Source organism: Kitasatospora sp. NPDC024654, assembly GCF_055559155.1.
This window is the reverse complement of record NZ_JBVHLF010000078.1, coordinates 20,955-32,689: the sequence shown is the minus strand read 5'-3', so window position 1 is coordinate 32,689 and position 11,735 is coordinate 20,955. Positions and strand designations below refer to the sequence as shown.

The window sequence follows — 11,735 nt, the reverse complement described above, 5'->3', positions numbered from 1 at the left end:
ACTACCTGCCGGGGGTCCAGCTCCCGGAGACGGTCACCGCCACCACCGACCCGGCCGTCGCGCTGGCCGGCGCGGACTTCGCGGTGTACGTGGTGGTCGCGCTCCAGGCCGGCAGCGTGCAGACACCGGTGGTCGGCGGCGTGGTCGTGGGCGGGGCGGTGGTGGGCGGCGTGCTGGTCGGCGGTGCGGTGGTCGGTGGCGTGGTGGGTGGGGTGGCCCCGGCGAACTTCACGGTGTACTTGGTGAAGTCCCAGTCGTTCTGCACCACGCTGGAGCACGAGCCGGAGAGCCCGGGGTCGACCGTCCCGGCGCACTGCCGGTCGCGGTTGACGGACCAGAAGGTGTACCGCGCCAGCCCGTGCGAGGTGGCGAAGTCCAGTACGGTCTGGAAGTCGGCCTGGGTGAAGTACTCGGCCGAGTCGGTGCGCCCGTTCATCATCGAGACGCCCTCGTGGGCGTACGCGGTGGCCGCGTCCCAGCCGAAGGTGGTCTGCAGGATGCCGTTGAAGGCGGTCAGTGCCGCGGTCTGGGCCGCGCCGCCGTTGAAGCCGCCGTCGAACGGCATGATCGAGAAGTTGTCGGGCGTGAAGCCGTCCGCCTTGGCCTCGTTGAGCATCTGCTGGCCGAACCAGCCGGTTCCGGCGGTGGTGCCCGCGGTGGTGATCGAGATGTAGATCCCCGGGTTGTCCTGCTGGAGGATCTTGGCCGCGCCGATCTCGTTGTGGATCGCCGCCGCGTTCTCGTACTCCGGCTCCTCCAGGTCGAAGTCGATCGCCCGGAGGCCGTACTTGGTGATCACCTTCTGGTACGCCGCCGCGGTCGCGTCGGGCGTGCCGCAGTCCTGGCCGAGCTTGGTGCCGCCGTAGCCGCCGAAGGAGACCGAGACGTCGCCGCCCTTGGCCCGGATGGTCTGGATCACCGAGGGCATGGTGGTGTCGGTGTCGATCGGCGAGGTGCCGCCCCAGGCGGGGGTGCAGCCGCCGGAGTCCAGGATGAAGGCGAGCTGGAAGGCCTTCTGGCCGGTCGCGTCCATCACCGTCGAGACGTCCGGCGGGCTGTTGTCCTCGGGCATCAGGTACGGCGCGGAGGCGTACCAGTTGCTGCCGAGCGCGGTGCCGGCGGCGCCGGTGGTCCCGGCGGTGGTGGAGGCGGACGCCGCCCCGCCGGCCGCGACCGCGGCCACGCCGCCGGCGAGCAGGCCGAACGCGGCCACGACGGTCGCCGCGGCGCGGCCCCGGCGGCGGTGCCCGGGAATCCGCGCCATGGGCGCGGCGGGCTGGGGTGGGAGTTGGGCACGGTCCATGGGAACCTCTCCGGCAGACGGCTGTGGGGGCGTCGCCCCGCGCGCCGGGGGGAGCGCGGAGCGGACGAGCTGTCACCAAAATGGACTAGACCAACTGGCCGGTCAAGAGGATCGGCGCAGACTTCAGGCTCCGTTGAGGTGGCGCTTCACCGCCGCTCAACCGGGGTACGGGATGGGAGCGAGCGGGGGATCAGCCCGGGTAGAGCGCCGCGATCTCGGCCGCGTAGCGCTGCGCGATGGCCTCCCGACGCAGCTTCAACGAGGGCGTCAGCAGGCCCTGTTCGACCGTGAACTCGCCGGCCAACAGCCGGAACGCGCGGATCGACTCGGCCCGGGAGACCGCGGTGTTGGCGGCGGCCACCGCGCGCTGGATCTCGGCCAGCAACCCCTCGTCGGCCAGCGCGGTCCACTCGTCGGCGGCCGGCCGGCCGTGGAACCGCTGCCAGTGCTCCAACGCCCCGGCGTCCAGGGTGATCAGCGCCGCCACGTACGGCCTGTCGTCGCCGACCACCAGGCACTGCGCGACCAGCGGATGGGCCCGCACCCGTTCCTCCAGCGCCAGCGGCGCCAGGTTCTTGCCGCTGCTGGTGACGATCAGCTCCTTCTTGCGCCCGGTGATGGTCAGATAGCCGTCCTCGTCCAGCCGGCCCAGGTCGCCGGTGGCGAACCAGCCGTTCCGCAGCGCCTCGGCCGTGCAGCGCGGGTGGTTGAGGTAGCCGGTGAAGACGCTGCCGCCGCGCACCAGCACCTCGCCGTCCTCGGCGATGGCCACCGTGGCGCCCGGGATCGGCCGGCCGACCGTGCCGAACTTGGGCCGTCCGGCCGGGTTGGCGGTGATCGCCGCGGTGGTCTCGGTCAGCCCGTAGCCCTCGTGGACGGTCACCCCGACGCCCGCGAAGAACAGCCCGAGCTCGCGGCTGAGGCTGGAGCCGCCGGACATCGCGCCGCGCACCCGCCCGCCCAACACGTTCCGGATCCGCTGGTAGACCAGCCGGTCGTAGGCCAGGTGCCGGACCCGCAGCCCGGCTCCCGGACCGGGTCCGTGGCCCAGCGCGCGGAGCTCGACCGCCCGCGCCCAGCGCACCGCCACCTCGGCGGCCTGCTCGAAGAGTTCGCCGCGCCCGGCCCGCTCGGCGGCCCGCCGGGCCTCGGCGTGCAGCTTCTCGAAGACGTAGGGGACGGCCTGCAGGAAGGTCGGCCGGCACGAGGCCAGCGCGGGCAGCAGCGCGTCCGCGCCCAGCTCGGTCAGGTGGCCCAGCCGGATCCCGCCGCGCACCGCCGCGACCTGCACCATCCGGCCGTAGACGTGGGCCAGCGGGAGGAAGAGCAGGGTGCTCGGCTGCTCGCCCGGGGCTTCGGTGAACACCGACCGCCAGCCGGCCAGCACGTTGTCCGCCTCGGCGCTGAAGTTGCCGTGGGTGAGCAGGCAGCCCTTGGGGCGGCCGGTGGTGCCGGAGGTGTAGGCGACGGTGGCGATCGAGTCGGCGGTGACCGCCTGCCGCTGGCGGTGCACCAGCTCGCCCGGCACCACCGCGCCCTCCTCGGTGAGGGTCCGCACGCAGTCCTGGTCCAGCTGCCAGATCGCGGCCAGCTCGGGCAGCGCGTCGCAGACCGCGCCGAGCGTCATGGCGTGGTCCTCGTTCTCCACCACGCAGGCCACCGCGCCGGTCTCGGCCAGGATCCAGCGGACCTGTTCGGCCGAGGAGGTGGGGTAGACCGGCACCGGGATCGCGCCGATCGACCAGAGCGCGTAGTCGAAGAGGGTCCACTCGTAGCGGGTGCGGGACATCAGGGCGACCCGGTCGCCGAACCGCACGCCGCGGGCCAGTAACCCCCTGGCCAGGCCGAGCACCTCGTCCCGGAACCGCCGCGCGGTGACCGCGGTCCAGCCGCCCGCGCCCCCGCCCGGGCGGCAGAACTGCACCAGCTCGGGTGTGTGTTCGGCGGTCTCGTACACCGACTCGGCGAGGCCGCCCGGTGCGGGTGGGGCCAGCGGCGGGGTGCTCAGCTCGCGCACGGTCCTCCCGGGTCTGGAGCCCCCTCCGGGGTCCGGAGGCGAAGCTATCGGATCGCCGTCGCGCTGCCCAGGGCTGCCGGATTCCCACACCGGATCGGCACCAACGGTCTCCACGGCCCGTCGAACTCCATGACCCGTCGAACCGCCAGGAATCCAGTAGTAAGCTCACGCAGATCAATCGGCCTGGCGACCGCGTCGGGCCGGCTCGGCCCGACGTACGCCCCGCACGCCCGGACCGGACGGCCCGTCACCCGACGGCGACCCGTTCGGGCAGACCCGACCGAGGACTCCATGCGCCTGCGCAGCAGCTCGATCCGCGCGAAGATCGTCGCGCTGCTCCTGGTGCCCATCGTGTCGCTGGTGGCCCTGTGGGCCTACGCCACGCTGGTCACCACGAGCGGCGCCTGGGACCAGCTCGGCCTGGCCGCCGCCTACCGGGCGTTCGGGCCGGCCGTGCAGCAGTTCACCGAGGACCTGCAGAGCGAGCGCCGGGCCGCCGCGCTACAGCTGGCCGACCCCGCCGGCAACGGCGTCCTGGACGGCTACCGGAAGGCGCAGGCCGACACCGACCAGGACCTCCAGGTGCTGCAGTCCCGGCTGCACGGCCACGACGCGGCCAAGCTGGGCCGCACCCAGCGGACCGCGCTGCAGAGCCTGCTGACCCGGGAGGGGCAGCTCGGCGCGCTCCGGGGCCAGGTCGGCCAGGCCGCGATCACCTGGGAGTACGCGCTCGGTCAGTACACCAACCTGATCCAGCCGCTGTTCGACTTCCGCGCCGTCTTCCTGACCGGACTGACCGGCCAGCTGCCGCGCCAGGGCACCATCCTGATCGAGCTGGCCCGGGCCCGCGACTACCTCTCCCAGGAGGACGCGGCGATGGAGGCGCTGCAGGCCGACGGCACCCCCACCCAGTCCGACTACCAGGCCGTGCTCGACCCGATGCACGACCAGCAGGCGCTCTACACCGTCTTCGGGGGCGAGCTGACCGGGCCGGACCAGGCCCAGTACGTCAAGCTGCAGACCGGCCCGGACCTGACCCAGCTGCAGCTCGCCGAGCGCGAGTTCCAGGCCGCCACCGACCCCGCCGACGCGGCGCAGATCGTCGGCGCCCCGCTCTGGCGGGAGACCGCCGACTACGCGTTGAACGACCTCGGCGCGCTCGACAGCAGCCAGGCCGAGCAGTTCGCCTCGCAGGCCACCTCCGACGCGAGCGCGCAGCTCTGGCACGCGGCGATCGCCGGGCTGGCGGGACTGCTGGCGGTCGTGCTCTCGGTGCTGATCTCGTTCCGGGTCGGCCGCGGACTGGTCCGCCAGCTGATCGGCCTGCGCAACGCGGCGCACGAGCTGGCCGGCACCCGGCTGCCCGCGGTGATGCGACGGCTGCGCCGGGGCGAGCCGGTGGACCTCGCCGCCGAGGCGCCCGACCTGGACTTCGGACCGGCCGAGGTCGGGCAGGTGGGCCGGGCGTTCAGCGCGGTGCAGCGGGCCGCGATCGAGGCCGCGGTCGAGCAGGCCGAGCTGCGTCGCGGGGTCTCCGCGGTCTTCGTCAACCTGGCCCGGCGCAGCCAGGTGCTGCTGCACCGTCAGCTCACCCTGCTCGACACCATGGAACGGCGCACCGAGGACCCGGCCGAGCTGGCGGACCTGTTCCGGCTCGACCACCTGACCACCCGGATGCGGCGGCACGCCGAGGGCCTGATCATCCTCTCCGGTGGCTCACCGGGCCGGGCCTGGCGCCGTCCGGTGCGGATGGTCGACGTGGTCCGGGCGGCGATCGGCGAGGTGGAGGACTACGGCCGGGTGGTGATCCGGCCGTTCCCCGGCACCGGGCTGCTGGGCAGCGCGGTCGCCGACGTCACCCACCTGGTAGCCGAGCTGGTGGAGAACGCCGCGGCCTTCTCGCCGCCGCACACCGAGGTCGCGGTCCAGGGCGAGGTGGTCGCGCACGGCTTCGCGCTGGAGATCGACGACCGCGGGCTCGGGCTGGGCGAGCAGGCGCTGGCCGAGATCAACGAACGGCTGGCGGTGGAGCAGGAGTTCGACCTGGCCGACACCGACCGGTTGGGGCTCTTCGTGGTCAGTCGGCTGGCCCGGCGGCACGGGATCAGGGTGAACCTGCGGCCCTCGCCGTACGGGGGGACCACGGCGGTGGTGCTGATCCCGCGCGAGCTGCTGGCGGAGGTGCCGGCGGCGAGCGTGGCCGCCGCGCCAGCCGCCCCGGTCGCCGGTGCGGGAACGGGCCGGCCGCGCGAGCTGGTGGCGGTGGCCGGCGGAGCCGAGGGCGCCGCGCCGCCGCGGCGCCCGGCCGGCCGCTCGCGCGGTCACCAGCGGCCGGTCACCGGGCCGCAGCCGGCCGGCAGCGAGCCCGGGCGCGGTCCCGGCGGGCTGCCGCGGCGGCGGCCGGCGGGCGGCCCGGTGCTGGTGCCCGCGCCCGGTGGCACCGGACGGCACCGGCGCCCGAACGAGCCGGACCCCTCGGCGCAGCCGGATCCCGTGGCGCAGCCGGACCCCGCGCCGGGTGACGAGGGCTCGGCGCTGCCCCGGCGGATCCGTCAGGCCAGTCTCGCCCCGCAGTTGAAGGAGGCGGCGGCCCGGTCGGGTGGCCCGGTACCGTCCGAGCAACCGCCCCGGGAGCGCTCCCCGGAGGAGGCCCGGGCCGCCTTCGCCTCCTTCCAGCGCGGCTACCGCCGAGGCCGCGCGGAGCCCACGGCGCCCGTCGCGCCGCCCGCCGAACCGCCGGCCGTGTCGCCGCCGGCCGTCCCCGTGCCCGCCGCGGCGCCGGGCGGCCGACCGGCGCTGGCCTCGGCCCCCGTACCCCCGGCCCTGCCGGTCGCACCACGCCCAGCACCACCCGCACCAGCGGAAGGAAGAGATCGATGACCGCAACACCCCAGCCAGCCGGCGACCTGAACTGGCTCCTGGACGACCTGGTGGGACGGGTCGCGTCATTGAGGCACGCGGTCATCCTCTCCGGTGACGGACTGGCCACGGCAGCCTCGCGGAACCTCGGCCGTGAGGACGCCGAGCACCTGGCCGCGGTGGCGGCCGGCCTGCACAGCCTGGCCAAGGGGGCCGGGCGCCAGTTCGAGGTGGGCTCGGTCCGTCAGACCATGGTCGAGCTGGACGAGGCCTTCCTCTTCATCACCGCGGCCGGCGACGGCAGTTGCCTCGCCGTGCTGGCCGGCGCCGACTCCGACATCGGCCAGATCGCCTACGAGATGGCCCTGTTGGTGAAGCGGGTCGGCGAGCACCTCGGTGCCGCGCCGCGGACCGCGGCCGGATGACCGGCCCGGCGGACCGACTCCCCGCCGAGGAGCAGTGGTTCGACGACGAGGCGGGCCCGGTCGTGCGGCTCTTCGCGATGACCCGCGGCCGAACCCGCCCGGCGGAGGAGGGTCTCTTCGACCTGATCTCGATGATCATCAGCCGGGAGCCGGCCGGGCGCGCTGCCACCGCGCCCGAGCCGGTCTCCGAGCCGTCGTCCGAGCCGGCTTCCGAGCCGCCGTCCGAGCCCGCGCTCGACCCGGAGCATCGGGCGATCCTCGACCTCTGCCGTGAAGTGCCCTTGAGCGTCGCGGAGTTGGGCTCCTACACCGACCTGCCGGTCAGCGTGGTGCGGGTGCTGCTCGGCGATCTGTACGACGCCGAGCTGATCGAGGTGACCCGGCCCGTCCCGCTCGCCGAGCTCCCCGACGAGCGGGTGCTCCGTCAGGTGATCAGCGGGCTCCGCGCGCTCTGACCGGTCGGCCCTGCCCGACCGTGCCGGTCCGGGGTCGCCGACCCACGGATCGGACAGGCTTGCCCCCGAGGGGGTCGGCATGGAACGCTCGGATCCGTACACCGAGGCGCGGGACCCGCGCCGGGCGGAGAGCCGGGGGAGGCGGAGCCGATGAGCGCGCAGCAGGCGTGGCCGATGCGGCGGTACCCCGCCGGCATCTGCTTGAATGGGCGCATGCACACCACCGTGGACCGCAGCCGAGGCCGTCAGGACCTCGAGCCGTTCTGGCCGTCCCGGCAGCCGCATCTCTTCGACCAGACCTGTCCGGGCTCGCCTCGCGCGTCCCGGCTCGTCCACAACTGATCCCAGGTCACCGAACCAGGGCCGGTTGCGGACCGCAGAGTCCCGCCGACGCGCAGACGACGTCCACCCACCGTCCTGTGCGAAAGAGCTGCCCCATGTCCTCCTCCTCGGCCACCCTCACCGTCCCCGCCGCCACCCCGCACCTGCGGGCGGTCCGTTCGGTCTCCTCGCTGCCCACCGGCACCGAGCGCCGGCACGGCACCCCGGCGGCCTCCCACACCGCGGCGGCCGGCGCCGCCGTCCCGCTCACCTCGCTCACCCCCTCGCCCACCACGCTCGCGCCCGAACTGCTCGGCGCGCTGCCGGAGGGTGCCGCGGTGGTCGCGGCCCTGCCGCAGTCCGCGCTGCCGCAGGGCCTGCTCGCCCAGTACGGCGCCCAGGCGGGCACGGCGGGCGGCGCGCACCCGCTGGTCGGCTACCTGGTGCTGGTCCCCGCCGAGGCGGCGCCCGGCACCCGGCCGGACGAGCGGGTGCCCGCGCCACCGGCGGCGGCGCTCGCCGAGCGCCCGACCCGTCCGGCCGGTGTCGGGATCACCGTCGACCCGGACCGCCGGACCGCCCACGTGGACGGTCGGCTGCTCGATCTCACCTACCTGGAGTTCGAGTTGCTGGCCCACCTGACCCAGCACCCGCAGCGGGTGCACACCCGCGACCAGCTGGTCTCCGCGGTCTGGGGTTACGGTCACGTCGGCGACGGCCGCACGGTGGACGTGCACGTCGCCCGGCTGCGCCGCAAGTTGGGCGCGGCGCACCGGGACAGCATCGTCACGGTGCGCCGGGTCGGCTACAAGTACGCCCCGCTCAGCCGGGGCTGAGCGCGGTAGCTCAGCCGCTCAGCCAGTCGATCTCGGCCAGCTCCTCGGCGCTCAGCGGTCCACCCGCCAACGCGTCGAGGTTCTGGTCGAGTTGGGCCACGCTGCTGGCGCCGATGATGACCGAGACCACCCGGGGGTCGCGCAGCACCCAACTGAGCGCGAGCTGGGCCAGGCTCTGTCCGTGCTTCCGTGCCAGCCCATCCAGTGCCCGCAGTTGGTCGAGCTTCGCGGCGGTGAGCGCCTCCTCCCTGAGGAAGTGACCCACCGACATCCGGGAGCCGGCCGGGACCCCGCCGCTCAGGTAGCGGTCGGTCAACAACCCCTGGGCCAGCGGCGAGTAGGCGATCAGCGCGGTCCGGGTGTCGCCCACCGCGTCCAGCACGCCGTCCTCGACCCCGCGGTCCAGGATGGAGTAGCGGGACTGGTTGAGCAGCACGGGTGTGCCCAGCTCGCGCAGGATCGCCACCGCCTCCCGGTGCTGCTCCGCCGGGTAGTTGGAGATCCCGGCGTAGAGCGCCTTGCCCTGGCGGACCGCCGAGGCGAGCGCGCCCATGGTCTCCTCCAGCGGCGTCTCGGGGTCGTGACGGTGCGAGTAGAAGACGTCCACGTAGTCCAGGCCCATCCGGCCCAGCGACTGGTCCAGGCTGGCCAGCAGGTACTTCCGGCTGCCGCCGTCGCCGTAGGGGCCGGGCCACATGTCGAAGCCGGCCTTGCTCGCGATGAACAGCTCGTCCCGGTACGGGCGGAAGTCCTGGGCGAAGAGCGTGCCGAAGTTGCGTTCGGCCGAGCCGTACGGCGGGCCGTAGTTGTTGGCCAGGTCGAAGTGGGTCACCCCGCGGTCGAAGGCCCGGCGCAGCACGGCGCGTTGGACCTCCAGCGGCTGGGCGTCGCCGAAGTTGTGCCACAGGCCGAGCGAGACGGCCGGCAGCCGCACGCCACTCTGGCCGGCGCGGCGGTAGGTCATCGAGGTGTAGCGGTCGTCGGCCGCGAGATAGCTCATGGCCCGGTATCCTGCCAGGTTGGATGGCGTACCGGGGTGGCCGGCGCGGTCCGGCCGCCGGTGGGTGGGTCCGCCGGTCTGCACACCCGCCGTCACATCGGCGCGGCCGCACCGGCGTTGGCGTCCACCGGGGCACGGCGTGGCGGCGCGGTCCGGGGGCGGGCTGGGGCGGCCCCTTCGGCCATGCGGTGGCCGGGGTGAGGTGCCAGCGGCCGTCGGAGTCACCGGCCGGTTCGACGTCCTGGCCTGCGACCAGGGCCAGCGGGCCGACCGCGTTCGCGGCCTCCTCACCGGACCTTCTGCCACGCCTCGCAAGAGTCCCGGGAGAAGTTGCGAGCGGCCTCCGCGACCTGCGAACACATCTGGTTGACCAGTGCCGGTCCGACCACATGAGGCATCTGGCGCGGACGGTGGGGCGCGAGACCGAACCCCGTGACTCCGAGCCCCACCGCCCATGACCTTCCACGAGCGGAAAGCCCGCGAGGCGCAAACGTCCTCACCCAGCTCGATCGCCGGCAGCTGGCGTCCACCGTCTCCACGCAGAGCCTTCCGCACCAGATCGTGAGACCTGTAAGGGTCGTGTCCCGCGGAGTGGTGTAGCGGATGGGTGTGTCCAGGTGTGAACGGTGTAACTCGGGTGGTGTGAGTTACCGGCGGCCGACGGAGAGTCGGCCGTCGAAGGCGATGTCGAAGGCCTGGAGTGCCGGCTTCCAGCGCATGGTCCAGCGTTTGCGGCCGGCGCCGGTGGGGTCCAGGCTCATGACGGCCATGTAGACGCACTTCAATGCGGCCTGCTCGTTCGGGAAGTGTCCGCGGGCGCGGACGGCCTTGTGTATGCGGGCGTTGACCGACTCGATCGCGTTGGTGGTGCACACGATCCGGCGGATCTCGGCGTCGAACTGGAGGAAGGGCACGAACTCGGCCCAGGCGTTCTCCCAAAGCCGCACGATCGCCGGGTACTTATCGCCCCATGCCTCCTGGAACTCCAGGAAGCGGTCCTCGGCGGCTTTCGCGGTCGGCGCGGTGTAGATCGGCTTGAGCGCCTTGGAGATCTTGTCCCAGTCCTGGCGGGCCGCGTATCGAAAGGATGCCCGCATCAGGTGGACCACGCAGGTCTGGGTGATGGCCTGCGGCCACACGGTCTCGATGGCGTCGGGCAGGCCTTTGAGCCCGTCGCAGACGACCATGCACACGTCCTCGACGCCCCGGTTCTTGATCTCGGTCAGCACCTGGAGCCAGTACTTGGCGCCCTCGCCGCCGTCGCCGGCCCACAGCCCGAGGATGTCGCGGGTGCCGTCGACCGTGACCGCCAGGGCGACGTAGATCGGCCGGTTCGCCACCTGTCCGTCGCGGACTTTCACGTGAACGCAGTCGATGAAGATCACCGGGTAGACCGAGTCGAGCGGGCGGTTCTGCCACTCCGTCATCCCGTCGATGACTGTCGGTGATGGTCGAGATGGTCGTCTTGGACACGCTCGCGCCATAGACCTCGGCCAGATGGGCGGAGATGTCACCGTGCGTCAGACCGCGCGCGGACAGCGACAGCACCATCTCGTCCACGCCTGTCAGGCGGCGCTGTCGCTTCTTAACGATCTGTGGCTCGAAGCTCCCCTCCCGATCGCGGGGGACCTCGATCTCGACCGGCCCGACCTCGGTCAGCACCGTCTTGGGCCGTACTCCGTTGCGGGAGTTGCCGCTGCCCGCGCCGGCCGGGTCGTGCTCCTCGTAACCGAGGTGGTCGGTGATCTCGCCTTCCAGGGCGGACTCCAGCACGCGCTTGGTCAGCTGCTGGAGCAGCCCGCCCTCACCAGCCAGTTGCAGGCCGCTCGCACGAGCCCGGTCGACCAGCTTCCCGATCAACTGGTCATCCAGCAGATCCGTCGGCAGCTCGACCGCCCGGATCTCTTCAACCGCCTCAACGGAGACAGTCACGTCGCTCATCAGGTGCTACTTCCATGATCGGGAGTTACACCGTTCAAAGTACAGACCCGGCCCTGGACATGCTCGACGAGGCCTGCGGGGACTGGGAGTTGCCGGACCTGCCGGTCGTCGCGGACGCCGGCTACGGGGACGCCACGGGCTTTCGCGAGGGCCTGACCGAGCGCGGCCTGCCCTACGCTGTCGCGGTCAAGGCCACCACGACCGCGCACCCGGGCGACGCGACGCCCGAGCGTCCACCGTACTGCGGGCAGGGCCGACCTCCGGTGTCCGCCCACCCGAAGCCGCACACCACCCTGCGCGAGCTGGTACGAATCGCCAAGATCCGATGGCGAGTCGAGCACGACTACCGTGAGCTCAAGGACGGTCTCGGCCTGGACTACTTCGAGGGCCGCAACTACCTCGGCTGGCACCGCCACGTCACCCTCGCCGCCCTCGCCCAGGCCTTCTGCACCATGCTCAGGCTCGACCCAAAAGCCCTTGCGCCGGCCTGACCCTCTACGCGGACCTCCGCGAACTCCAGGCCCTCCTGGCAACCTGGACCGGCGCCTGCTCGATATGCGGCCAACCCTCACCCGCCC

At 73.1% G+C, this 11,735-nt stretch carries 7 protein-coding genes and 3 pseudogenes; 6 read left to right on the top strand and 4 right to left on the bottom strand.

Annotated features, from left to right (window positions below; genetic code table 11):
- Window position 1 precedes the first annotated feature (1 nt).
- Together ACZ38L_RS31315 and ACZ38L_RS31310 are read right to left on the bottom strand one after the other, a co-directional pair.
- Window positions 2-1,264, bottom strand: coding sequence for a chitinase (locus tag ACZ38L_RS31315; RefSeq protein WP_465699615.1), 1,263 nt, complete (start codon window positions 1,262-1,264; stop codon window positions 2-4).
- 229 nt (window positions 1,265-1,493) lie between these two features.
- On the bottom strand, window positions 1,494-3,320 hold the full coding sequence (locus tag ACZ38L_RS31310) for an AMP-dependent synthetase/ligase (RefSeq protein WP_465699613.1): 1,827 nt from the start codon (window positions 3,318-3,320) through the stop codon (window positions 1,494-1,496).
- 291 nt (window positions 3,321-3,611) lie between these two features.
- On the opposite strand from ACZ38L_RS31310, the gene ACZ38L_RS31305 reads away from it, so the two are divergent.
- From ACZ38L_RS31305 to ACZ38L_RS31290, 4 genes are all read left to right on the top strand, one after another.
- Window positions 3,612-6,200: a sensor histidine kinase gene (locus ACZ38L_RS31305; RefSeq protein WP_465699611.1), complete on the top strand. Its 2,589-nt coding sequence runs from the start codon at window positions 3,612-3,614 to the stop codon at window positions 6,198-6,200.
- Window positions 6,197-6,604 (top strand): roadblock/LC7 domain-containing protein, encoded by a 408-nt coding sequence (locus ACZ38L_RS31300; protein WP_396562225.1) that lies wholly within the window; start codon window positions 6,197-6,199, stop codon window positions 6,602-6,604. Before ACZ38L_RS31305 ends, ACZ38L_RS31300 begins: the two co-directional genes overlap by 4 nt.
- Window positions 6,601-7,059: a DUF742 domain-containing protein gene (locus ACZ38L_RS31295; RefSeq protein WP_465699608.1), complete on the top strand. Its 459-nt coding sequence runs from the start codon at window positions 6,601-6,603 to the stop codon at window positions 7,057-7,059. Before ACZ38L_RS31300 ends, ACZ38L_RS31295 begins: the two co-directional genes overlap by 4 nt.
- Window positions 7,060-7,496: 437 nt before the next feature.
- Complete coding sequence (locus ACZ38L_RS31290) at window positions 7,497-8,216, top strand: winged helix-turn-helix domain-containing protein (protein WP_465699606.1); 720 nt, start codon at window positions 7,497-7,499, stop codon at window positions 8,214-8,216.
- A 10-nt stretch (window positions 8,217-8,226) separates the two neighbouring features.
- Here ACZ38L_RS31290 and ACZ38L_RS31285 read toward each other — a convergent pair whose 3' ends face one another.
- Complete coding sequence (locus ACZ38L_RS31285; protein WP_465699604.1) at window positions 8,227-9,216, bottom strand: aldo/keto reductase; 990 nt, start codon at window positions 9,214-9,216, stop codon at window positions 8,227-8,229.
- Between the two features lie 291 nt (window positions 9,217-9,507).
- Here ACZ38L_RS31285 and ACZ38L_RS31280 point away from each other — a divergent pair.
- Window positions 9,508-9,609: pseudogene (locus ACZ38L_RS31280) on the top strand (TetR/AcrR family transcriptional regulator); the annotation flags it as partial.
- 254 nt (window positions 9,610-9,863) lie between these two features.
- Here the strand turns inward: ACZ38L_RS31280 and ACZ38L_RS31275 are convergent.
- A pseudogene (locus ACZ38L_RS31275) lies at window positions 9,864-11,148 on the bottom strand (IS256 family transposase).
- 59 nt (window positions 11,149-11,207) lie between these two features.
- Between ACZ38L_RS31275 and ACZ38L_RS31270 the strand changes: the two are divergent.
- Window positions 11,208-11,648 (top strand): annotated as a pseudogene (locus tag ACZ38L_RS31270) (transposase); the annotation flags it as partial.
- Between the last annotated feature and the right edge of the window lie 87 nt (window positions 11,649-11,735).